Source organism: Egicoccus sp. AB-alg6-2 (genome assembly GCF_041821025.1).
In the GTDB taxonomy this organism is placed as follows: domain Bacteria; phylum Actinomycetota; class Nitriliruptoria; order Nitriliruptorales; family Nitriliruptoraceae; genus Egicoccus.
Genome location: NZ_JBGUAY010000007.1, coordinates 237826 through 260786, shown reverse-complemented (window position 1 = coordinate 260786; position 22961 = coordinate 237826). Strand labels below are relative to the sequence as shown.

The following is a 22961-nucleotide window of genomic DNA, read 5'->3' as shown; positions in this document are numbered from 1 at the left end:
GTCATGGAGCTGTCGTTCGAAGCCGGCAGTTGGTGGTCCTACGCGCTGGTGTTCCTCGCCGCCGCGACGCCGGTCCTCGAGGTGCTCGTCGTCATCCCGGCGGCCGTGCTGGCCGGGATGCCACCCGGACCCACGACTCTGCTCGCCCTCGCCGGCAACCTGAGCACCGTCGTGCTGGTCGGTGTGGCCGGTGACCGGATCATCGAGTCGTGGCGCGCGCGGCGCCCCGACCGCGATCGGCAGCCCAGCCGGCGTACGCGGCGGGCCCGGGAGCTGGCACAACGCTGGGGCGTGCCCGGCCTCGCGTTCCTCGCTCCGCTGACGACCGGAACCCATGTGGCCACCGTCGCCGCGCTCGCGACCGGTGCGGGAACGCGGCGGGTGCTGCGGTGGATGGCTGCCGGCCTGGTGTTCTGGTCCCTCGCCGTCGTCGTCGTCACCGTTGCCGGCTTCGAAGCCTTCCGCTGACCCCGCTCATCGCCCGCGCGGACGCACGCGGTGATGCCTCGGCGCGGCGGTGATGCCCAGGCGGGGCCTACCTCCGGTCCGCCACACGACCGCGCGCTGACAACACCGGGCGGCGCATCCCACCGCCAACGCACGCGGTGATGCGCGACCGACGTGCCGTGCCTCAGCCCGCCATCACGTCCGCGATCGGCCGCAGCGAGAACCAGGGCACGGCGGTGGGCGAGACGGCGCGCTCGTGCAGCATCGCGGGGACCTCCGACAGCGGGGTGAACTCGACCCGACCGGCGACGAGGCCGCCCATGGCACTCTCGTGGTCGCCCGCGGCCACCCCGATGAGGTGGTCCATGCCGCGCACCGCCAGGCGCGTGGCCTGGATGCGGTCGAACGGCGAAGGGTTCCCGCCGGTCTGGACGTGGCCGAGGATCGCCTGGCGGACGTCGAACAGCTCCCCGCCCTCCTTCTCGAACAGCGCCCACAGGAACGGGGTGGTGTAGACCTCGTCGGCCTGCTCGGCGCGGATCACCAGGCCGAGGCTCTGCCCGTTGCGGAAGCTCTCGGTCAGGTCGCGCACGTGCTCCTGCAGAGCGTCGAGGGTGATCCCCTCCTCGGGGGTGTAGATGCGTTCGGCGCCGGTGGCCATGCCGCTGGTCAGCGCGAGGTAGCCCGACGACTTCCCCATCACCTCGACGACGAAGCAGCGTCGCGACGCGACCGCGGACTGCTTGATCTTGTCCACGTCGCTGACGATCGAGTTCAGCGCGGTGTCGGCGCCGACGGAGAGTTCGGTCGCCGGCACGTCGTTGTTGATGGTCGCTGGCAGGCAGACGATCGGGATGTCGAGGGCCGGGTGGCTGTCGCGGGCGGCGAACAGTGCGTGGGCGGCCTCGTAGCCGGCCAGGCCGCCGACCATGAGCAGACCGTCCAGTCGCTGCTCCTCGATGGTCGTGGCGATGGCGTCGAGCTCGGCGGCGCCGATGACCAGCCGGCTGGTGCCGAGCTCGGCACCTCCCCGCGACACCCAGCCGCTGACACTCATCCAGTCGAATTCGAGCAGGTCGTTGTCGCGCAGACCCTTGAACCCTCGGCGCACCCCGAGCATCGTGTGCCCGCGATCGAGGCCGACGCGCACCGCCGCCCGCACCGCGGTGTTCATCCCGGGCGCCGGCCCACCCGCGTGCAGGACGGCCAGCCGCAGGGACCTTCCACCGCCGACGGGCGGGCTCGGCTGAGCCCGCACGAGCGTGCGAAGCGTCTCGAAGGACTCGGTGAAGCTGCCGCCCCGCAGCAGCATGGCCTCGTCGAACTCCTGGCGGTCGAGGTGGTCGGCCACCGCATGGGTGCGCTCCACGGCCTCCATCAGGGGCGAGGTCGCGATGCGGTTGCGACGGATGCCGATCAGCTTGGGTTCCTCGTCCGGCCCGAGGCGCAACAGTTCGTGGACGGCGTGGTAACCGCACTGCGTCGCCAGGTTGCGATCGAAGGCGGACGCGGCGCCACCGCGCTGCACGTGCCCGAGGATGGTGACCCGGGTGTCCTCACCCAGGCCCTCCTCGAGGATGTGCTTGACACGATCGGCGGTGATCGGGCGTCCCTGACGGTCGCGGGCACCTTCGGCGACGACGACGAGGTTCGAGCGGCGGCCGATGCGCCGACCGGCCTGGACCATCGCCTGCAGCGACGCCTCCCAGTCGTCGGTCTGCGGCGGGTTCTCGGGCACGAACGCCCAGTTCGCCCCGGTCGCCAGCGCGGACATCAGGGCGAGGTAGCCACAGTTGCGCCCCATCACCTCGACGACGAAGGAGCGCTGGTGGCTGGCGGCCGTCGAGTGGATGGCGTCGATCGCCTCGGTGATGCGGTGCAGCGCCGTGTCGGCGCCGATGGTCATGTCGGTGCCGAACATGTCGTTGTCGATCGAGCCGACCATGCCGGTCAGACGCAGGTGCGGGTGCGCTGCGGCGACCGCCGGGTCGATCGTGCCCGCCGCGACGAGTTCCTCGAGCAGCTCGGGCCATTCCGCGCGGAACAGGTTGGCGCCGGTGAGGCTGCCGTCGCCGCCGATGACCACCAGGGCGTCGATGCCGTGCTCGAGCAGGTTCGCGGCCGCCTGCCGGCGTCCCTCGCGGGTGCGGAAGCGGTCGGAGCGGGCGGTGCCGATCACGGTTCCGCCCCGGTGCAGGATCCCCCCGACGTCGTGCGAGGTCATGCGGCGGATGGCGTCTCCACCGTCGACCATGCCGCGAAAACCCTCGTAGACGGCGTAGACGTCGACGCCGGCCGCCAGCGCGGTGCGGACCACGGCCCGCACGGCGGCGTTCATCCCGGGCGAGTCACCGCCACTGGTGAGCACGCCGATGCTGTCGGGGCGGGAGAACTCGTCCACGTCTAGGGCTCCGTCGTCGAAGCGTGCTGATTAGCGGTCCGTTGCGCTGCCGGCAAGCGGGGCGGGGCGGACGAAGACCGCGGTGGTGCGGGCGGGGACCGCGAACCGGTGGCTGCGCGCGTCGTAGGTGGCCGTGCGCACCACCTCGTCGGTCGAGCTTCGGAGCATCGGATGCAGCTCCCATCCCCCGGCAGCCACGCCACCTTCGCCGATCAGCGACCAGGACGCCAGCGACGCGTTGAACACCACGACCAGCTCGTCGGCGGACGAGCGCCCGCCGGTGAGCGACATCGCGACGACCCCCGGTGGCGCGTCGGGGCCGGTCGCGTGGAACCGCAGCTGCGCCCGGACCGCGGCGGCGTCCGGCAGCCCGAACCGCGGCGACGACCGCCGCACCCGCAGCACCTCGCGCAGGTGGTCGCGGCAACGGGCGATGTCGCCGGCGGTCGGCGCCGGCAGGGCGCGCAGCAGCATGCGTACGACGTCGTCGCGCTCGGGCTCGCCGTGGTCGGGCGGCAGTCCGACGCCCCAGTTCGACGTGCGGCCGGTGAGGTCGAGCCGGTTGAACCAGTCCCCCGACGCGTAGCTGTCACGATCGAGGGACTTGGATCGCAGCAGGTCACTGCCCGCGTGGAAGAACGGCGTTCCCTGCGCGAACGCGACCACCGACAGGGCGAGGTTGTGGGCCCGGACGCGCTGCGCCATCGGCGTCGACAGCGGCAGCTTGGCCTGCACCGCGTCGAACAGGGTCTCGTTGTCGTGCGCGCTGACGTAGGCGACCTGTTCCATCGGCGCGGCCGTGTACCCGGCCGGGGCGTCGTCGTGGACGAGGTCGCGACCGGCACGTATGCGGCCGTCGGCCGTCTCGAAGCGGTACTCGGCCAGGCTGCCGGCGAGGCCGAGCCGGACCAGGTCGGCGAGGCGTCGTGCCCGGTCGGCCCGCACCGCCGGGCCGTCGGTGTCGGTCTCGTTGGGGTCCACCCCGGCACCGGTGGCGAATCCCTGGGTCCGGAGTTCGGTGAAGGGACTGCCGCCCCGCACCGCGTCGCGCAACCGGTCGTCGAAGCTGCCGATGCCCGTCCCACCGAGGTTGCGCTGGGTCGCCTGCACGAACCGGGCGTCGCCGGCCACCTCGCCGAACTCCCAGCCCTCGCCGTAGAGCACGATGTCCCGGCCCACGACGCCGTCGGCATCCGAGGTCAGGGCGTCCAGTGCGGCCCGGATGCGCACCATCAGGCTGCGCGGGTGGTGGCCCATCAGGTCGAACCGGAATCCGTCGACTCGGTACGCGCGGGCCCAGGTCAGGACGGAATCCACCACCAACCGGGCCGTCATGGCGTGCTCGGTGGCGGTGTTCGGACAGCAGCTCGAGGTCTCGACACGACCGTCGGCGTCGAGACGGTGGTGGTACCCCGGCACCAGGCGGTCCAGCACGCTCGCCGGGTCCTGCCCCGCCGCATGGGTGTGGTTGTAGACGACGTCGACGACGACCCGTAGTCCCGTCCTGTTGATCGCCCGGACCATCTGCCGGAACTCGAGGATGCGCGTGACGCCGTCGGGGTCGCTGGCGTAGGAGCCCTCCGGGACGGTCCAGTGCCACGGGTCGTAGCCCCAGTTGAACCCGTCGTGATCGCGGCCCGCCTGCTGAATCGTCCGCGGCCTTTCGCTGGCGGGGTCGTCGGGAGGTTCGATCGACGGGCTCACCCGGTCGGCCTCACGATCGGGAACCGTGGCGAAGTCGAAGGTCGGCAGCAGGTGCAGATGCGTGACGCCCGCATCGGCGAGCCCGCGCAGGTGCTGGACACCGGTGGTGTCGTCGCAGGAGAAGGCGCCGTAGCGGCCCCGGTGGCGTGGCGGCACCGACACGTCGCCGATCGAGAAGTCGCGCACGTGCAGCTCGTAGACCACCATGCCGCGCTGCCTGGTCGTGGTCGGCTTCGCCGGCGGGTCCCAGGCGTGCGGGAGCAGGTCGGCGTCCTCGAGCCGCACGATCTGGCTGTGGGTCGAGTCGGCCGCGAGTGACAGCGACCACGGGTCGGTGACGAGGTTGGTCTCGATCCGGTCGGTGTCCGGCGCATAGACCTCGACCTCGTAGCGGTACAGGTCGCGGTCCCAGGACGGCGCGCCCGAGACCGACCAGACCCCGCGGTCGTTGGTCATCGCCACGATCTCGCGCGGCTGGTCCCGGTCGGCCGGGTCGTACCGGAGGAGGCGGACGCGCCTGGCCGTTGGCGCCCACACGTGCACGTCCGGCACGCCGCCGCGCCACACCACGCCGAGGGGCCGCTGCGTCGCGAACCGTTCGTCGATCACGCCCGCGAACTGCAGGCCCGTCGCCGCGACCACGCGATCGTCGCCGTCGACGGCCGCCACCACGAGCTGTCCCTGCAGCCATGCGTCGAGGTGCGGCGTGTCGGGCACGGCAAGCGCGGTGAAGCCGGCGAGATGACGCCAGCCGTCGCGACGGGTGATCGTGCCGGGCATGCCGCCGGCGACGACCGACAGCTCGATCGGTGGCGACGTGGCACCGTGCACCGTGCCTCCCTCGACCCGCAGCCCGCCGCTCGCGGCATGGTGGAGCCGGTGACGAAGGCCCGTCGCGGCGGACCACGGCCACGCCACCAGCGACGCCGTCACGAAGTGCGCCCGGCGGGCGCGGACGTCGGTGCGGTCCGCCGCGGTCAGCTGAGCCGCGTCCAGGCGAGCCGCGTTCAGGTGAGCCGCGTTCAGGTGAGCCGCCCCATGCAGCCGACGGCGTCGAGGTCGTCGTGCAGCAGATGCTGCAGGTAGACGCGCTCGACGCCGGCGTCCTCGAGTTCGCGTAGACGTTCGCCGACCTGCTCGACCGTGCCCATGACGAACACGTCACGCCGGTCCGCGACCCAGGTGTCCAGGGGCACGTCACTGCCGCTGGCGGCGTGCAGCCGCGCGGCCCGCTCGCGGACGTCCGCCTCGTCGTCACCGATCACGCATCCGGTCATGATCGAGAAGCGGATCGGGTCGCGGCCGACTTCCTCGCAGGCCCGGACGACATTGCGCCGCCGCGTCCGGACCTGCGCCAGCGTGGGGTAGACGGTGTTGTACTCGTCGGCGAAGCGGGCGGCGAGGGCGACGGCGCGTGGTCCGGCACGGCCGCCGAGGATGATCGGCAGGCGCTGCTGCACGGGTTTCGGGCGGGCCTCGCAGTCCGTCAGCGTGTAGTGCGCGCCGCGGAAGTCGAACCGTTCCTCCTCGAACTGGCGTCGGATGATCTCGAGCTGCTCGGCGAACACGTCGTAGCGGGTGCCGACCTCGTGGGAGTCGAAGCCGTAGGTGCGGTGTTCGAGCTCGTGCCACCCGGCGCCCAGGCCCAGCTCCACGCGGCCGTCGGAGACGTGGTCGGCCGTGACGACGTTCTTCGCCAGGACCGACGGATGGCGGAACGACGCCGGCGACACCATGGTGCCCAGACGCAACCGCGAGGTCAGCACGGCCAGTCCGGTGATGGTGCCCCAGGCATCCAGCGCGCTGCGCTCGGTGCGGTTTTGCACCGACTGGTAGTGATCCGATCGGAACAGACCCTCGAGCCCCGCGTCCTCGGCGGCCTGGGCCAAGGTCTGCCACTGCGGCCAGCTCACGCTCTCCTGGCCCTCGATCATCAGGTTGACCCGCACGACGTCGCTCCTCCCCGGCGGCTCGACCGCGTGCCGGTTGCTGCGTCCGCCGGGCTCCCATCCAAGCCGCCGGAGCCGGCCCCCGCGACGGGCGCCACCGGGCATTAGGGTCCCACCGCCCCCGCGACGTCGCGAACCAGGAGTCACACGATGGAGTACCGCCGACTGGGAGACTCGGGCCTGGTGGTCTCGGTCGCCGGCCTGGGCTGCAACAACTTCGGCCGGCGCCTGGACCTCGAAGGCTCGCGCGCCGTCGTCGAGGCCGCACTGGACGCCGGCATCACGCTGTTCGACACCGCCGACGTCTACGGCGACTCGGAGCTGCACCTCGGCGAGATCCTGCAGGGGCACCGCGACGAGGTGGTGCTCGCCACCAAGTTCGGCATGGCCGTCGACCACAACGGTCCCGATTGGCAGGCACGCAGCTCGCGGTCCTACATCCGACGTGCGGTCGAGTCGTCACTGCGGCGCCTGCGGACCGATCACATCGACCTGTACCAGATCCACGCACCCGATCCCCGGACGCCGATCGAGGAGACGCTCGGGGCGCTGACCGAACTGGTCCACGAGGGCAAGGTCCGCTATCTCGGCTCCTCGAACTTCGCGGGGTGGCAGGTCGCCGACGCCGCCTGGACGGCCGACTCGGCCGGCCTCAAGCGTTTCATCAGCGCGCAGAACCACTACAGCCTGCTCGAGCGCGAGGTCGAGGCCGAGGTGATTCCGGCGTGCGAGCACTTCGGCGTCGGCATGCTGCCCTACTTCCCGCTCGCGAGCGGCGTGCTGACGGGCAAGTATCGCCGCGGCCAGGAAGCGCCCGAGGGCTCGCGCCTGCACGGCTCGCCGCGCGCCGACCGGTGGCTCACCGACGAGCGGTTCGAGGTGGTCGAGCGGCTCGAGTCCTATGCCGCCGACCGTGGCGTCGGCCTGCTGGACGTCGCCCTCGGCGGCCTCGCCGCACAACCGGCTGTCGGTTCGGTCATCGCCGGCGCGACCCGGCCCGAGCAGATCGCCGCCAACGTGGCCGCGACCGCGTGGCAGCCCTCGGACGACGACCTCGAGGAACTCGACCGCATCGCCCCGACCCCGCGGCAGGGCTGAGCTTCCGCGGCGAGGGGTGCTCCGCGGACCGCCCTTCACGGGCGTCGCGCTCAGGCAGTCGGTTCGGGCGTCGGTGGTGGGGCGATGGTCGCCTCGACCGGGCTGTCGGAGCCGACCGTGCTGGCGAGCGCCACGTCGGCGACCGCGGCGTCGGCCACCAGCGCGTCGGCCAGGACCCGGTGGTGACGGCGCAGCTGCGATTCGCCCACCAGCGCGCCCAGCGCGAGGCCGACCGCCCCGATGGCCAGCGCGCCCGCCCACCCGGGCTTGTTGGTCATCAGGAACACGATCGCCAGATCGGCGCCGCCGAGGACCCAGGTCGCGCGCGTGAGCGTCGTGTCGACGGTCGCCGCCCGCACATCGGCCGGAACCGGACCGTCGGTCGCGTTCTCGAGTGCGGCGTACAGGCGTCCGACGGCAGGATCCACGATCACGGTCGCCGCCCCACCCGCCATGGCGAACAGCACGAGCGAGACGACCGGCCACCCGTGGCCCCACCAGTTCCCGGCGAAGGCGAGGTAGAGGCCGGCGACGAGCACCACGCCGGCGAACGGTCCGGAAGCCTTGACCATCACCCGCAGCCAGCCGACGTGCGCCCGCAGGCCGTCGACGGTTCGCGCGCGAGGCATGAGCCCGACGGTCAGGTGCGCGAACGCGCTCCCGCCGACGAGCAGGATCGCGAACACCACGTGCACGAACAATGCGAACCCGTACAGGCTCATACGACCCTCCCCGGTCGACCCCCGACCCCTCAGACGGCAGTCTGCTCCTCTGGTGGGGAGCTCGTCCAGTGGTTCGTCACATCCGCCGCGGACGGGCGGGGGGTGCTCGGCCCGTCTTCACCGGCGACCCCCCGTGCCGACGGGACCGACCAGGACTCCCGAAGGGCATCGCGCTGGACCGCCGGGTCAAGCGATTCGTCGTCGGCTGCAGCGCAGCCGGCGGCATCGCCGTGCTCGTCGGCGCCGTGCTGGCCCGGACCGGACCGCACCGCGTCCCACACTGGCACCTGTTGGGGGTGCTCGTCGCCACGGTCGTGGTGAGTGCCTTCCCGCTGGTGCTCGGAAGCGGGCGCGCACGCGCGGCCTACGTGCTCGACGGGACCGTGTTCGTCATGGCCGTGCTGGTGCTGCCGGGCCCCGAGGCATTTCTGACCCTGACCCTCCCCGCTGCGCTCTACGAGCTGGTCACGGCACGCCGGGACGTCGACCGCCGGTGGTACTTCGCCGCCGGAACCGCGCTGTCCAACGCCGCGGTCGTCGGGCTGTTCCACGCGGTCGCCGGATTCCTCGACGCCACGCCGCTGCTGGTGGCCGTCGCCATCATCTGCGCCTACCTCGGCATCGGCCTGTATCACGCCGGTCTGCTGGTGCTGCTGGGGCTGCACGGCGCCGCGCCTCCGGTCGGGTCACAGCTGGTCCGGTTCCTCTTCCCCGCCGCCGGCGTGTACGGCGTCTCCACGCTGGTCGGTGCGCTGCTGTCGATCATCGGTCGCCGGGGAGCCGCGCCCTTCGGGTTGGCATTGGCGACGGCGATCGCCTTCCACCTGCTGTACTGGGAGTACCGCAACATGGCGGCCGCGCGGATGCGTACCGACCGATTGTTCGACCTCGCCGCCGAGCTGCCGAACCTCGTCACGGCCGACACGATCGAGCGCAATGCCCGGTCGGCGGCCGCGGACCTGTTGCTGTGCGACGACGTCGCCATCGAGGACGAACCACCCGCGTCGCTCCAGACGACGGCAGCGATGACGGTGCGTGGTCGGACCCGGTGGCTGGTGCCCACCTCGGCGCTCTCCAACCTGCGTGGCGCTGCCGACGACGAGCAGCGGGCCCTTCAGGCGGTCGCCCGCGTCGCCGCCAGTGCGCTCGAGCGACTGGAGCTGGAGGCCGAGCTCCGCGCCGAGTCCCAACGCGATCCGCTCACCGGCGTGCTCAACCGGGCGGCCTTCGATCGCGAGTTGCGGACGGCGATCGCGCGAGCCCGCCGGAACGGCCGTGGTTTCGCCATCGCCTACGGCGACCTCGACGGCTTCAAACCGATCAATGACGAGTACGGGCACCAGGTCGGCGACGAGGTCCTCCGCCACGTGGCGGACCGGTTGCGGTCGGAGTTGCGCGAGGGAGACGTGGTCGCCCGCATCGGCGGCGACGAGTTCGTCCTGCTGCTGCATCCCCCGGCCGGTGCACTCGACGTCGAGGCTGCCGTGGATCGGGCGTCCCGGGCCGTCGCCCGACCCATGCGGATCCCCGACGCGGCCGGTGGTAACCCCGACGTCGAGGTGAGCGTCGGCATCAGCCTCGGCGCGGCCGCGTGGCCGACGGACGGTGAGACGCCGCAGGAGCTGATCCGCGCCGCCGACCGCCGCATGTACGAGGTCAAGCGCGCCACCCACTGAGCCCAAAGGTGTCGCGGAAGCCGTGTGCACGGTCCGGCGCGGTCCCGGAGCACGGTCCGAAGGTCCCGGCGGGTTGGGGACCTGCGGCAGCCGAAACGGGTCTTGTGCCCGGCGACCCCACCCGCCGACACGACGACACTCTTTTCAACGGCACCACCCACCTACGGTGCCCACCCAGAAAAGAGATCCACCATGAGCGCCACCCAGACCCGCCCGGTCACCACCCCCGCCGTCGAACTCCAACTGCGCCCCAACCGGCTGTTCACCCTCGTCGCCATCGCCGCCATCATCGTCGGTGCCTTCTCCGCCATCGGCGGCATCGGCGGCGCGGTCTACACCTACCGCACCGCCGCCGTGGAGAACATCACCACCCCAGACGACGCCGTGTTCGCCGAGGTCCCCGTCCGCGGACCGCTGTCGATGTGGGCCCAGTCCGACATCATCACCCACCACCAGCTCGACCGCACCGAAGGGCTGCGCTACGCCGAGATGGAACGCATGATCCCCCAGCTCGACGAAAACGGTGACGTCGTCCTCGACGAAGCCGGCGAACCGGTCATGGTCGAAAACGCCGCCCGCATGAGCTGGATCAACGCCACCGCACTGACCACCGTGCTCGGCCTGGGGATCCTCTCCTACGCCTTCTCCGCCTTCGCCCTCGCGGTCGGCACCGTCCTGATCGGTCTGGGCCTGGTCGTCCTCAAGCTCCGCCGCGACGCCGTCGCCTTCTGACACACACGTACGACGCTCCCCGCCAGGGGGTGGGGCGAGCGCAGGGCCGGTGGGAAACCACCGGCCCTGCGGCATGTCCGGGCCACCTCGGCGAACGGGCGCCCGCAATACCTGTGCTACCGCGTGATCCCCGGTAGGCTGGTGGCACGCGCCGGGGTGATGGACCGCATCACCGCCGGTGCGACCCGGCCCGGAGTCCATCCCGCTCCTCCCGCGCCGCTCGCCGCACTGCAGCGACACGGATGAGCGCGATCCCGAGCCCGCGTCCCCACCCGGGGGCGCCGACACGGTGGCATCGCCGGTCGACCACGACTGGCGTGACGCGGCGGCCGACCCGCCGCCACGGGGACCAGCGCCCGTTTCCGACCTGCTTCGGGCCGGCACGGCGGTGAGCGAGCGACGTGCCACCCGACGCGAGTGCTCCAAGCCGGACGAGACGGCACGAAAGAGACGACCATCACGACCACCAGCGCACCACGGCCGGTCACCCTCGGCGACTTCCGGGACCTGGCCCAGGCCCACCTCGACGGCCTGGCCACCGACCCGGAACGCGACGTCCTCGTCTCCCATCGCGACGAGTGGACCGAAGCGCTCCAGGCGATGCGGCAGGACGTGCAGTCCACGATCGACCGGCTCCGGAAGGAACTGCACGGTCCCGAGCGTGCCCTGGTGCTGGCCGACTTCGAGGAGGAACGGGAGCGCATCGACGACATGCTCGTCGAGGTCACCGGGCGCGATCCACGTCAACGGAGCGCCCGCCCGGCCGAGCGTGAGCCCGAGCCCCCGGCGCGCCCACCGGTCGTCGGCATCGCCCAACTGCAGCTGACGTGGGACCGCGGGGACGTGGTCGCGTGGGGCGGCGGTTTCGAGGCGGAGTTCGACGACATCGAGTCGCTGCGGACCCGGTTGAAGGCCGTCGGCGCCGGCAGCGACGTGTGGGGTGAGCACGAGCCGATCAAGCTGCCGACCGGCGAGCGCGTGGATGCCGTCGCCGCCCCCGTCCGCAGCTCGCTCGGCTGGCTCGTCTCGCTCAACTCCACCCATGACGACGAGGCGCTCGGTGCCTCGGTGACGTGGATGGGCCTGACCGCCGCACTCGCCGTGCGTCTGGTCGCCCACGGGCGCATGGTCCCGCAGTTGCAGAAGGTCGGGGACGCGCCGGCGAACCGGTCGTTCTTCGCGGTTCGCTGGGACGCGACGCTGATCGACCACGACGAACTGACGGCGCTGGCACGTTCGATGCCCGGCGCGATCGCCGCCCTCGATCGCCGGGATCCGCGCGCGATCACCCGGTCGATCGTGGCGACGTTCGTCGACGCCATCTGCCGCGAGGCCGCGGCCCGCGTCGAGGTCCCGGCGCCACCGCCGCAACCGCGCAGCGCGTCCGAGGTCGCCGAGGCGGTCCTGGGCCGCCTCGACGGCTCCACGTTCGAGGCGCTGCACCAGCAGGGAAGCGACATCGGCAAGGGCCTCAAGACCTGGGCCGAGGGCGTCACGGGCGCGCCGAAGGTCGGCCTGACCGTCCAGCTCGACCCGCCCGACGACGGCGACGCGTGGCTGCTCCGCACGCTCACCTCGGCGGCCGGCCGCAAGGAGGAGCCGGTCGAGGCGGCGATGTCGCGTGCGAAGCACGAGCGCAAGGAGTCGATCAAGCGGGAGCTCGAGCGGCTCGAGGGCCTGTACTCCCCCCTCGCCCGCGGCAAGGACACGCGTCGCGGTCAGGTCATCCTGAGCCAGGACGAGGCCTGGGACCTAATGGCCCACACCGGTTCGGTGCTGGTCGCCGCCGGTTTCGACGTACGCGTCCCGCCGCTGGCCAAGAAGAAGGCGACGCCATCGCTGCGGGTGACCTCCACGGGCGGGCACGAGACCGCCGTCGGCGCTCAGCAGCTGTCGAGCGTGCGGTGGTCGGCGGTCTTCGACGACGTCGAGCTGACGGCCGACGACATCCAGCGCCTGGCGCAGGAATCGCGTCCGCTGGTGAAGTCGCACGGCAAGTGGGTCGAGGTCGACCACGCCGACCTCGAGGCCGCCGCGGCCGCCCTCGCGGAGCGTCAGAACCAGACCCGGCTCTCGGGCGCCGACATGCTGCGGTACGCGCTGGGCCTCGACGGCACGGCACTGGGCCACCCGGTCTCCGTCGGCGGCGAGGGCTGGGCCGCCGACCTGCTGCGCAGCGCGCGCGAGATCCCCACCGATCCGCCGACCTCGCCCGACGGGTTCGAGGGCGAACTCCGCAGCTACCAGGCCAACGCGCTGGCCTGGCTGGCGTTCCTCGACAGCGCCGGGCTCGGCGGCTGTCTGGCCCTGGACATGGGGCTCGGCAAGACGCCGACCCTGCTCGCCCACCTGCGACTGACCCGCGAGGCCGGTCCGGCCCTGGTCATCGCCCCACCCGCCGTGGTCGGCAACTGGGCCTCCGAAGCGGCCAAGTTCGTCCCGGAACTGCGCGTCAAGGTCCACCACGGCGTCGACCGGGCCGAACGCGACGCGATCGCCGAGGTCGTCGCCGACACCGACGTGCTGCTGACCACGTACGGCACGGCGTTGCGCGACGTCGAGTCCCTCGCCGGCATCGCGTGGAACAAGGTCGTGCTCGACGAAGCGCAGGTCATCAAGAACCCGACCTCGGAGACGGCGCAACAGCTGCGACGGCTCGAGGCCCGCAACCGCATCGTCCTGACCGGCACCCCGATCGAGAACGGGCTCGGAGACCTTTGGGCCCTGATGGACTTCGTCAACCCCGGATTGGTCGGCGACCGCGCCACGTTCGTGGCCCAGATGCAGAAGGCCTCCGAGTCGGGCTCGACCGCCGAGTCGGCGCTCAAGACCCTCAACGGTGTGCTCGTCTTCCGGCGCACCAAGGCCGAGCCGGTCATCGCCCAGGAGCTGCCCGACCGCATCGACGCGCTCGACCACTGCCCGATGACGCCCGAGCAGATCGGGCTGTACCAGGCGGTCCTCGACACCCTGGTCGCCGAGACCGCCGAGTCCGAACCGGGTGCTCCCAAGAAGAAGGGCGCCGTGCTCGCGGCGATCACCGCGCTCAAGCAGATCTGCAACCACCCGGTCGCCTACACCGGCGAGGACGGCGAGTTGGCCGGCCGCTCGGGCAAGCTCACCCGGCTCGAGGAGATCGTCGAAAACGTCTTCGAGGCCGGCGAGCGGATGCTGATCTTCACCCACTTCGCGACCTGGGGTGACCGCCTCGCGACGCACCTGTCGGCGCGGACCGGCCTGCCGATCGCCTGCTATCACGGCGGGTTGGCACGCGGACGACGCGACAAGCTGGTGTCGGACTTCCAGGCCGGGACCGGACCCGGCGCCATGGTGCTCTCGCTCAAGGCCGGCGGAACGGGCCTGAACCTGACCGCGGCCAGCCACGTGGTGCTCTACGACCGGTGGTGGAACCCCGCGGTCGAGGACCAGGCCCGCGACCGGGTGTGGCGCATCGGCCAGACCCGCACCGTGGTCGCCCACCGACTGGTGTGCCCCGGCACCGTCGACGAACGCGTCGAGGAAGTGGTGTCGGGCAAGCGGCAGATCGCCGACATGGTGCTGCCGAAATCGAGCTCGGTCGACGACCTCGACTCCGACCAGCTGCGGCGTGCCCTGGGCCTGGACAAGCAGGCGCTGCTGACCGACGAGACCGGCCTCGAGATCGCCGGAAGTGGAGGCCGAGCATGAACGCAGCCCGAAACGCCGGGGGCGAGGGCGGCCGCAAGCCTTCGCGCAACCGCCGTGGCCGCGGCCGCGCCGGCGCTGGCGCCGGCCAGCCGGCGGCGCAGGCCGAGCGTCGCGGGGGTGGCCAACGCGGCGGCAACGGCGGCGCGGGGGGCGGCGGTGGCGGCGGCGGCAAGTCCGGCCGCAACAACCGCGGCCGCAGCCGGGGACGCAACCGCAACCAGCCCGACCCGGTCGAGTTCTGGGGCGATCCCGCGCAGTTGCCCGAGACGGAGACGGGCGTGCAGATCACCGACGAGCCGGCGGCCGTCCCCCGTTCGCTCGGTCCGCCACCGTTGCCCGGCCACGAGCAGATCGCGGCCAACTACTTCGCGGTCGTCTACGACCGCGCCGTGACCACCGCCGGCGCGCTGGCCGCCGCCGGCGGCCTCATCGACCCCGACGGCCTCCGCGAGGAACTCGAGGACGACTGAGTCGGCGGCTTCCGACGCGGGCTCCTTGCTCGACGAGAGCCGGCATCTCACCGCATGTGGTTGCGGTTCGACGGTCAGTTGCGCCTTGGGGCGGCTGCACCGCGCTTCGCGGAGGGCGCACCCGGTCCACGGGGGGCTCTCTTCGGCGCGAAGCGGATGGTTGAGTCGGGCGGCGCTGGGGAGTCCGCATCAGCGGGCGGGCGCAAGGGGAGGACTCGACATGATGAGACAACTGTTGGCTGCTGCGCTTGCCGTAGGGATGCTGTTCGTCACCGCGTTGCCAGCCGCGGCTGCACCGAACCGTCCCGTCACGCCTCAGTCGTTCTGCGACGGCGCCTACGACACCCGTGATGACGTCTTCGGGTCGACCACGGCGTACTGGGTGCCGATCTACTACGTGTTCGACGACTTCCAGGGCGTCGATGACCTGCCGATCCTCTCTCGAGAAGGCTGTATCACGACGGTCGCCCGTGGATTGCAGTCGCTCCGACAGCACGGGTACGTGCCGGCAAACAGCTTGAGCATGCCGGCGGCTCTGTCGCAGTGCGAGATGCTGGAGAGCCTGTTCCTCGAGTACCCGTACGCGTTCTATGGCGAGTTCGTGGCCAACAACCGAGCGCAGTGCGCCAAGATCCTCCTGGACCTCCACACGAACCGCATCCGACCCCCTGCCTACGGCTGAGGCCGGGGGTTGTCGCAACGACGTCGAGCCTCCGCTGTCGCGGAGGCTCGACGTCCCGGTCGGCGGATGCTGCCGGTCGTCCGATGTGCGTCCCTGACCCGCAGCGGGCGGTCCCATGCCGGCCGTCTCGGTGAGTCGAGACGTGTGGCAGGCCCAGCGTCACGCGCGCTTGCTGCCGATCCGGTGGACGCGCACAGCCAGAGCGCAGACCCCCGCGGCGAGCCCCGTGAGCACCGCCTTCTCCAGATGTCCCGTGGCAGCTGAACCAATCGCGATGACCAGCGACATCAGAACGTAGAAGATGGCGACGAGCAGCGAGAGCTTCAAGAACCGCCACATCCACATTCGTGACTGCGCCATGCCCAACTGCTCCTACGACCGATGGCAGTGGCGAGGTACCGGTCCATCATCCGACCGCGCTGACGTGGCGTCAACGGCTGGCGACAACGCGGAAACGCCCGGACGACGCATCCCTTTTCGGCAGGTGTCATCAACGCCGGCTGCCGACGCGGAAGTCGACGGAATTCGAGCGCCCGGGGCACGTCCTTGCCCCAACTCCTACGGTGGAGCATGGGTGCGGCCGACACTCAGGGTCGGGACCGAGAGCCGGCCCGGGGTGGACATGGGGCGTCGGCCGATGGCGGGATTCACGAGTCGGCGACCGCGTGCGACGGCCGGGGTGCTCGCCGCGACGCTGTGCCTGACGTTGTTCGCGGGCCCGGCCACGGCCGCTCCCGCGCCCGGGGCACCGCAACTCGGCCTCGACCTGCCGACGCGGCCCGAACCCGCCCACCTCGACGACCTGCGGAAAAAGGCCGACGACGACCGCGCCGACGTTCGTACCGCCGCCGCGCCCGGTGCCGTCTTCACGCCCGCCCTCAGCGGCGAGGCCTACACCTTCAACGACTTCTGCGGTGACGCGGGCGGGGCCCGTCTCGACCTGCGTCGCGCCGACGTACTGGACCTGCGCCGCTCACTCTCGCCACCGACGCTGGCGTTCACCTTCGAGACCTGTCGTGCCATCACCCGCGACGACCTGCTCGGCGGCGTGTCGCTGCTGCTGCAGACCGACGCGCGCCGCAACTTCCTCGTCGACATCGCCACGCTGAACGGTCAGCTCACCGGCGTCGTCTACGACCTCGACACCAGGACCGTGGCCCACGCCGGGGCCGGACAGCTCGCCCCCGACGGGCACGGTGCCGGCTACCCGTTCCCGGCTTCGGCACTCGGTTCACCCACCGAGTTCGCGTTCTTCGTCGAGTCCTACGCCGGTGACGGCCGCCTCGTCGACGAGATGCCCGAGGAGGACGAGCCGGTCGGCATCTGGCCCGGCGGCGCCTGCCAGAGCACCGTGTTCACGCGCCAGGACGTCGTCGCCGCTCCCGGCCGCCTGGCGACCGCCCTGGCCTCCGCGAGGGCTGCGGGCCTGGTCCCGAGCTCGGTGCACCACGCGTCGGGACGTTTCGAGGTGCTGCTCGCCGACCGCGGTGCCGTCGGTGGGCTCCGGGCACTTCCCGGGGTCGCCGAGGTCCGCGACGCCGAACTGCTTCCCACGGCCACCACGGAGACGGTGGCAACGGCCGCCGGTGCCGACGCGTGGTGGCGCAACGAGGTGCGCGCCGGCGCCGCGACCGGACGTGCCACCGGGGCGGGCATCACCATCGGCGTCATCGACGACGGCGTCGACGGACGCCGCTCCGAGTTCGGTGGTCGGGTGGTCGGTGGCTACGACACGGTCCGCGGACGGGCACTCGCGAGTGGCGGGAACTCCGACCGCGGCGGCCACGGGACGCTGGTGTCCGGCGTCGCGGCCGCTGCGTCCGGTTCCGTGGCCGGGATCGCCCCAGGCGCGAAGATCCGGCCCTACCAGGTGTTCGACTTCGCCGGCTGCGGCAACGCCAACGCCATCGCCGCAGCGATCGACCGTGGCGTCGCCGACCGCGTCCAGATCCTCAACCTCTCGCTCGGCTCACGCGGCGTCACGCCGCCGGTGATCGCCGCCGCCCTGGCGCGCGCCCAGCAGGCCGGCGTGCTGATCGTCGCCGCTGCCGGCAACGAGGCGCTGGTCGACCAGCCGAGCGTCCCGGCCGAACATCCGGCCACGATCGCGGTCGGCGCGACGGGACCCAACGCCATCCTGGCTCCTTACTCGAACCGTGCGGCCTGGGTCGAACTGGTCGCCCCGGGCGGTAACGGCTCCACCGCGACGACGGGCGTGCTCAGCCTGGGCGAGCGCGGCGGGTACGGCGTGGTCAACGGGACCTCGTTCGCCGCGCCGATCGTCGCCGGCGCCGCGGCGCTGTACCTCGAGGCGGCCGGGGCAACGGCCGCCCAGACGCGGACCGCACTGGCCGCAACGGCCCGGGATCTCGGCGCGACCGGCCGCGACCGCGACCACGGCTTCGGGCTGCTCGACATCGAGGCGCTGCTCGCCACCGTGCCCCAGGCACCACCGCCGGCGCCCCCGACCACCACGGTGCGCGACATCACGAGCACGTGTGCGGCCGCTCCTCGCAACGCGTTCCGCGACGTGGCGTCCACCGACACGCACGGCGCGGGCATCGACTGCGTCGCCCACTATGCGGTCGCCGGCGGCTTCTCCGACGGCACCTACCGTCCCGGCCAGCCGGTTACCCGCGGCCAGATGGCGACCTTCATCGCCAACACGATCACGGCCGCCGGTGGGACCCTGCCGGCCGCCAGCGTGGACTTCACCGACGTGACCGGAACGCGTCACGAGGTCAACATCCGGCGGCTCGCCACCGCGGGCGTCATCGGCGGCTACGCCGACCGCACCTACCGGCCCGACGCGCCGGTCACGCGGGCCCAGATGGCGACGTTCCTGGTCCGGGCGCTGGAGTACCGCACCGCCACCGAGATGGCGAAAGGCAGCGGAGCGTTCAGCGACGTCGCCGGCAACACCCACGAGGTCAACATCGGCAAGGCGGCCGGTGGAGGGCTCACCGGCGGAGACGGCACCGGCCGATACCGGCCCGAAGGCACCGTCACCCGCGCCCAGATGGGCTCGTTCCTGGCCCGGACGTTGGCCTACCTCGTCGACGACGGAACCACGACGGCCCGCTGACGGCACGCGTCGGCTCGTCACACGCGCGCGACGACCGCGGCCCGGGCGAATTCGGCAGCGGCCGCCCCGGCTCGGCCGTGCGCGTGCTCCCACAGGCCGGACTCGACGGTACGTGCCAGCGACCAGGCCGCCAGCCGGTCGGCAGGTGCCCCGACGAGATCGCCGAACCTCCGGAAACGCCGCCGCAGTACGCCAACCGGATCGGCGGTCGTGAACGGGTGGCCGAGTTGGGTCACCAGGGGCCACGGGTCGTAGGCAGGATCGCCGAGCATCGGCTTCGGGTCGATCGCCAGCCAGCCCCGCCCGGAGTCGAGCAGCACGTTGCCGGGATTGAAGTCGCCGTGCAGCAGCACCACAGCCGTGGCCCCCGCGGGCAGCGAGCGCAGCAGGTCGACGCCGGTACGAACGACGCCCGGGTCGTGGTCCACGTCGACTCCGGCCAGCCGCCGGTCCGCGAGTTCGGCCCAGCGGGTCGTGACCGACGCCAGATCGGGGACCGGGCCCAGCGTTCGCTCCGGCACCGGCACCGCCCACAGCCGCCGCAGAACGTCCGCCGCGATCTCCAGCCGACCGTCGACCGCGGCGTCGTGCGCGCGCAGTGCGAGCCCGGGCCGGCAGCGTGCGAGCAGCAGCGCCCACCGCTGGGGATCGTGCCGCACGACCTCGACGGCCCCGTGGCCCCGCCAGTGATACAGCGCGGCCGCCTCCCCCGCCGCTTCCTCGTGGGGCCAACTCAATTTCAGGACGACGTCATGGCCGTCGCGGGTGACCGCAGGCGCCGTCCAGGCCGCCCGACCGTCGGGCCAGGGCTCCCCCACCTGCAGGTCCCAGCCCCGTGACACCGTCTCGACCAGTTCGGGCAGACCGCGCAACCATGCCCGCCCCTTCGGATGATCGCGCAGGTGTCCGACGACGGCGAGGTCCCGGCCGAAGCGGTCATCCTTCATTCCGGATCCCGACCGTCACCGTCGTCCACGCGACCAGGGACTTCCTCGCGGTGTCCTCGCCGCCGCGCCCAGCGGCTGACCAGCGCCGCTGCGTCGTCGCTGGCGGCGACCGTGATCACCAGGAGGTCGTCGGGTTGGAGCCGGGTGGTCCCGGTGGGGACGAGCGACTGATGGCCGCGCACCAGCGTCGTGACCAGCATCCCGGGCGGCAGCGGGATGTCGCGCAGCGCCCGGCCGCAGATCGGCAGTTCCTCGGCGACGGTCAACTCGACCAGGTGGACGTCGAGCGACTCGACCGGCAGCGCCTCGGCGAGGTTCTCCCACGCCGGGCGGTCGGTCTCCAGTCCGAGCCGGCGCACCAGCGGACCGACGGTCGCGCCCTGCACCGCCACCGAGATCAGCACCACGAAGAACACGACGTCGAAGATCGTCGCCCCGCGCGGATAGCCGGCGGTCAGGGGGAAGGTGGCGAGCACGATGGGCACCGCGCCCCGCAACCCGGCCCAGGACGCGACCACCTGGTCGCGCCAGCCGAAGCGGAAGGGGGTCAGGCACACCACGGTGGCGATCGGGCGGGCGACGAAGAGCAGCACGGCCGTCACCGCCAGTGCCGGGACCGCGACGGCGCCCAGCCGTGAGGGGTTGACGAGCAGGCCGAGCAGCAGGAACAGGCCGAGGTCGGCACTGTTGGCGAGCGTGGTCACGAAGTTGCGGATGATGCGGCGCTGGCGTGGGACGCCGGCGCCGATGGCCAGGCCGGCGATGTAGACCGCGAGGAACCCGGATGCGCCGATGACCGCCGCGCTTCCGTAGGCGACCGCGGCGATGGCGAGGGCCAGCAACGGGAACAGCGCCTGCGACCGCAGCCGCCACCGGCGCAACAGCAACGTTCCGAAGAGACCGACGACCACCCCGAACAGGATGCCGCCCACCAGCTGCGTCGCGCCGAGCACGACCCAGTCGCGCCAGTGTCCCGCGGTCTCCGCGGTCGCGAGGATCCCGATCGTGAGCACGACGGCGAACGGGTCGTTGGCACCGGACTCGACCTCGAGCACCGACGCGATCCGGCGCGGCAACGGCGTGCGGCGCAGCAGGTCGAAGACGGCGGCCGCATCGGTCGAGCCGACGATGGCGCCCAGCAGGAACCCCGTCCGCCACCCGACGTCGAGCAGCAGCACCAGGGCCACCGCCGTGACCGACGCCGTCACCAGCACGCCGAGGTTGGAGAGCACGAAGCCCGGCAGCCCACCCCGCCGCAGGTCCTCGGGCTTGGTCGTCAGTCCACCCTCGAACAGGATCACCACCAGGGCGATCACCCCGAGGTTGCGGGCCAGATCGGCGTCGTCGAAGGCGACCAGTCCGAGCACGTCGCTGCCGAGGAACATGCCCAGCCCCAGCGACACCAAGGCGCCGGGCATCCGCAGCCGGTCGGACAGCCCGGCCACGAGCACGGCCGCGACCAACAGCGCGCCGACGACCAGCACGGGCAGGTCGACCGGCAGGGCGAGCGACAATCCACCCTCCTCCGACCGGGTTGGGCACCCTACGGCCCGCCGGGCGGTCGTGCGATGGTCACGTTCGTAGTCCATCGGGAGGCGACCACCGTGCGTGCACCGCAGACGACCGCCGCGGCACTGATCCCGCCGGACGCCTCGCTGACCGAGCTCGCCCGGATCGCCGCCGACTGCACGGCCTGTGACCTGCACCTGACCGGCACGCAGACCGTGTTCGGCGAGGGTGCCGCCGCCGCAACGCTGGTCCTGGTGGGCGAGCAGCCCGGCGATCGCGAGGACCAGGAGGGCCGCCCGTTCGTCGGTCCGGCCGGGCAGGAGCTCGACCGGGCGCTGACGGCCGTCGGGTTGGGCGACGTGGCGCAGTACCGCACGAACGCGGTGAAGCACTTCAAGTGGTCGGAACGGCGCGGGAAGCGCCGCATCCACGAGAAGCCGAGTGCGATCGAGATACGTGCCTGCCTGCCGTGGTTGCAGGCCGAGTTGGCACAGACGCATCCGAAGGCGCTGGTGCTGCTGGGTGCCACGGCCGCGCAGGCCGTGCTGGGCCCGAAGACGAAGGTGACCCAGGCGCGGGGGCGCCTGCACCTGGGCCCCGGCGGGCTGCCGACCGTGCCGACCGTGCATCCCTCGTCGGTGCTGCGCGCCCGTTCCGATGCGGAACGCCTCGCTGCCCGCGAGGCGTTCCAGGACGACCTCGCAGCGGTCGCCACCCTCGTGGCCACGGGACCGTCCGGGCTCGCCGCGTCGGCCACGGTGGCGGAGCTTCGTGAACTGGTCCGCGAGCTCGGTCGTCAGGTCCCGTCCCGCGCCAGGAAGGCGGATCTCGTCGCCGAGGTGGCCGGCGCCTTCCGTGCCGGGGGCTGACGGGATCAGCGTTTCCGGCCACCTGCGGCACTCAGCCGTCGCGCAGCGCTTCGGCGACCGCACCGACGAATGCGCTCAGCTGCGCCTCGCCGGCGTGCGGGGTCGCGGTGGCCTCGTCGAGGTAGGTCTCACGCCGGATCTCGAGCATGACCGACACCACCCGCGGATCACCGAGGTGCGGCGTGGGGACGAACGTGCCGACGAAGGGCGTGTCGAACCCGACCGGCAGGCCCGCCGCAGCGGCGAGATCGGCGACGAGATCGCGCACCCGCGGCGGCGTGTGCACCGGGTGGGTCCCGATGCACAACGCCGGGCGGTCCGCCTCGGCGTGCCGCTCGTATGGCAGGGGCGCCGACGGATAGGAGTGCAGATCGATCAGGGCGCACCGGTCGAAGGCTGCCAGGTAGCGGTCGACGAGCAGGGTCAGCGCTGCGTGGTACGGGCGGAACCAGGCGTCGAGCAGGGCCTCGCGCTGCCGCGCCGTCGGGGTCCGCAACACGCCGAGGTCGCTCGTCGCGGTGTAGACCGCCCCCATGCCGACCGCCTCCATCTCCTCGAGGTCGGGATCGAGGAAGCGCTCGGGATCGACCACCAACCGTGACCAGCCGTTGACGAACCGGGTGGCGCCGTACCGCGCGGTCGCGGCAGCCAGCACGTCGGTGCGGTGGTCGGTCATCAGCCGCAGCTCCTCGGCCAGCTGCCCGTCGTCGAGCGCGATGCCGTCACGGACGTCGCCGGGGATGGCGGTCGCCGCGTGGGGGACGTGCACGATCAGCGGCTGCACGTCTCCATCCGGACGCACGACATGAAACCCTGAGCGTGGCACCGCGACTCCTCTCCGCGCGCCGGAATCTACGCCCCCTGGCGCCGCGGGGATCCCCCGTCCCGGGCCCTTCGGACGCGCCGGCGGGCTGGCGCCGGCCGGGCGGCGATGATCTGCTGCGCGTGGGGCGACGACCGACGCATCGGCCTCCACCGCACCG

The 22961-nt window shown here is 72.3% G+C and carries 17 protein-coding genes; 9 read left to right on the top strand and 8 right to left on the bottom strand.

Features of this window, described 5'->3' with window-relative positions:
• The first annotated feature begins 3 nt into the window (after nt 1-3).
• Nucleotides 4-468 carry a small multi-drug export protein gene (locus ACERMF_RS14825; protein ID WP_373669889.1) on the top strand — a complete coding sequence of 155 codons (465 nt, stop codon included), beginning with the start codon at nt 4-6 and terminating at the stop codon, nt 466-468.
• Nucleotides 469-631: 163 nt separating this feature from the next.
• Here the strand turns inward: ACERMF_RS14825 and ACERMF_RS14820 are convergent, their stop codons facing one another.
• The 3 genes from ACERMF_RS14820 to ACERMF_RS14810 are packed head-to-tail and all read right to left on the bottom strand — an operon-like array spanning nt 632 to nt 6501.
• On the bottom strand, nt 632-2848 hold the full coding sequence (locus tag ACERMF_RS14820; protein WP_373669888.1) for a 6-phosphofructokinase: 2217 nt from the start codon (nt 2846-2848) through the stop codon (nt 632-634).
• 30 nt (nt 2849-2878) lie between these two features.
• A complete protein-coding gene (pulA, locus tag ACERMF_RS14815) occupies nt 2879-5533 on the bottom strand; it encodes a pullulanase-type alpha-1,6-glucosidase (RefSeq protein ID WP_373669916.1) in 2655 nt (884 codons plus the stop codon).
• Nucleotides 5534-5574: 41 nt separating this feature from the next.
• Nucleotides 5575-6501, bottom strand: a complete 927-nt coding sequence (locus tag ACERMF_RS14810) for an LLM class flavin-dependent oxidoreductase (protein WP_373669887.1) — start codon at nt 6499-6501, stop codon at nt 5575-5577.
• A 150-nt stretch (nt 6502-6651) separates the two neighbouring features.
• On the opposite strand from ACERMF_RS14810, the gene ACERMF_RS14805 reads away from it, so the two are divergent.
• Nucleotides 6652-7599: an aldo/keto reductase gene (locus ACERMF_RS14805; RefSeq protein WP_373669886.1), complete on the top strand. Its 948-nt coding sequence runs from the start codon at nt 6652-6654 to the stop codon at nt 7597-7599.
• A gap of 50 nt (nt 7600-7649) precedes the next feature.
• Here the strand turns inward: ACERMF_RS14805 and ACERMF_RS14800 are convergent, their stop codons facing one another.
• Nucleotides 7650-8321 carry a DUF2269 family protein gene (locus ACERMF_RS14800; protein ID WP_373669885.1) on the bottom strand — a complete coding sequence of 224 codons (672 nt, stop codon included), beginning with the start codon at nt 8319-8321 and terminating at the stop codon, nt 7650-7652.
• A gap of 230 nt (nt 8322-8551) precedes the next feature.
• On the opposite strand from ACERMF_RS14800, the gene ACERMF_RS14795 reads away from it, so the two are divergent.
• From ACERMF_RS14795 to ACERMF_RS14775, 5 genes are all read left to right on the top strand, one after another.
• Complete coding sequence (locus ACERMF_RS14795) at nt 8552-9997, top strand: diguanylate cyclase domain-containing protein (protein ID WP_373669884.1); 1446 nt, start codon at nt 8552-8554, stop codon at nt 9995-9997.
• Between the two features lie 192 nt (nt 9998-10189).
• Nucleotides 10190-10729, top strand: a complete 540-nt coding sequence (locus ACERMF_RS14790) for a hypothetical protein (protein WP_373669883.1) — start codon at nt 10190-10192, stop codon at nt 10727-10729.
• Between the two features lie 417 nt (nt 10730-11146).
• The gene (locus ACERMF_RS14785; RefSeq protein WP_373669882.1) at nt 11147-14416 is read left to right on the top strand and encodes a DEAD/DEAH box helicase; all 3270 of its coding nucleotides are present in this window, start codon (nt 11147-11149) and stop codon (nt 14414-14416) included.
• A complete protein-coding gene (locus ACERMF_RS14780) occupies nt 14413-14886 on the top strand; it encodes a hypothetical protein (RefSeq protein ID WP_373669881.1) in 474 nt (157 codons plus the stop codon). The genes ACERMF_RS14785 and ACERMF_RS14780 overlap by 4 nt, the downstream gene beginning before the upstream one ends.
• A gap of 220 nt (nt 14887-15106) precedes the next feature.
• Nucleotides 15107-15568, top strand: a complete 462-nt coding sequence (locus ACERMF_RS14775) for a hypothetical protein (protein WP_373669880.1) — start codon at nt 15107-15109, stop codon at nt 15566-15568.
• Between the two features lie 159 nt (nt 15569-15727).
• Here the strand turns inward: ACERMF_RS14775 and ACERMF_RS14770 are convergent, their stop codons facing one another.
• On the bottom strand, nt 15728-15928 hold the full coding sequence (locus ACERMF_RS14770; RefSeq protein WP_373669879.1) for a hypothetical protein: 201 nt from the start codon (nt 15926-15928) through the stop codon (nt 15728-15730).
• Between the two features lie 277 nt (nt 15929-16205).
• On the opposite strand from ACERMF_RS14770, the gene ACERMF_RS14765 reads away from it, so the two are divergent.
• Complete coding sequence (locus ACERMF_RS14765; RefSeq protein ID WP_373669878.1) at nt 16206-18653, top strand: S8 family serine peptidase; 2448 nt, start codon at nt 16206-16208, stop codon at nt 18651-18653.
• Between the two features lie 17 nt (nt 18654-18670).
• Here the strand turns inward: ACERMF_RS14765 and ACERMF_RS14760 are convergent, their stop codons facing one another.
• Both ACERMF_RS14760 and ACERMF_RS14755 read right to left on the bottom strand, forming a co-directional pair.
• On the bottom strand, nt 18671-19600 hold the full coding sequence (locus ACERMF_RS14760) for an aminoglycoside phosphotransferase family protein (protein WP_373669877.1): 930 nt from the start codon (nt 19598-19600) through the stop codon (nt 18671-18673).
• Nucleotides 19597-21114 carry a potassium/proton antiporter gene (locus tag ACERMF_RS14755; RefSeq protein ID WP_373669876.1) on the bottom strand — a complete coding sequence of 506 codons (1518 nt, stop codon included), beginning with the start codon at nt 21112-21114 and terminating at the stop codon, nt 19597-19599. The genes ACERMF_RS14760 and ACERMF_RS14755 overlap by 4 nt, the downstream gene beginning before the upstream one ends.
• A 90-nt stretch (nt 21115-21204) precedes the next feature.
• On the opposite strand from ACERMF_RS14755, the gene ACERMF_RS14750 reads away from it, so the two are divergent.
• Nucleotides 21205-21978 (top strand): UdgX family uracil-DNA binding protein, encoded by a 774-nt coding sequence (locus tag ACERMF_RS14750; protein ID WP_373669875.1) that lies wholly within the window; start codon nt 21205-21207, stop codon nt 21976-21978.
• Between the two features lie 31 nt (nt 21979-22009).
• On the opposite strand, the gene ACERMF_RS14745 is transcribed toward ACERMF_RS14750, so the two are convergent.
• On the bottom strand, nt 22010-22780 hold the full coding sequence (locus tag ACERMF_RS14745) for an N-formylglutamate amidohydrolase (protein ID WP_373669874.1): 771 nt from the start codon (nt 22778-22780) through the stop codon (nt 22010-22012).
• Nucleotides 22781-22961 lie beyond the last annotated feature (181 nt).

Coding starts and splice junctions, on each gene's coding strand:
- ACERMF_RS14790 (WP_373669883.1), top strand. CDS start 10,190: ATGAGCGCCACCCAGACCCGCCCGGTCACCACCCCCGCCGTCGAACTC.
- ACERMF_RS14760 (WP_373669877.1), bottom strand. CDS start 19,600: ATGAAGGATGACCGCTTCGGCCGGGACCTCGCCGTCGTCGGACACCTG.
- ACERMF_RS14825 (WP_373669889.1), top strand. CDS start 4: ATGGAGCTGTCGTTCGAAGCCGGCAGTTGGTGGTCCTACGCGCTGGTG.
- ACERMF_RS14805 (WP_373669886.1), top strand. CDS start 6,652: ATGGAGTACCGCCGACTGGGAGACTCGGGCCTGGTGGTCTCGGTCGCC.
- ACERMF_RS14775 (WP_373669880.1), top strand. CDS start 15,107: ATGATGAGACAACTGTTGGCTGCTGCGCTTGCCGTAGGGATGCTGTTC.
- ACERMF_RS14800 (WP_373669885.1), bottom strand. CDS start 8,321: ATGAGCCTGTACGGGTTCGCATTGTTCGTGCACGTGGTGTTCGCGATC.
- ACERMF_RS14780 (WP_373669881.1), top strand. CDS start 14,413: ATGAACGCAGCCCGAAACGCCGGGGGCGAGGGCGGCCGCAAGCCTTCG.
- ACERMF_RS14770 (WP_373669879.1), bottom strand. CDS start 15,928: ATGGCGCAGTCACGAATGTGGATGTGGCGGTTCTTGAAGCTCTCGCTG.
- ACERMF_RS14765 (WP_373669878.1), top strand. CDS start 16,206: ATGGCGGGATTCACGAGTCGGCGACCGCGTGCGACGGCCGGGGTGCTC.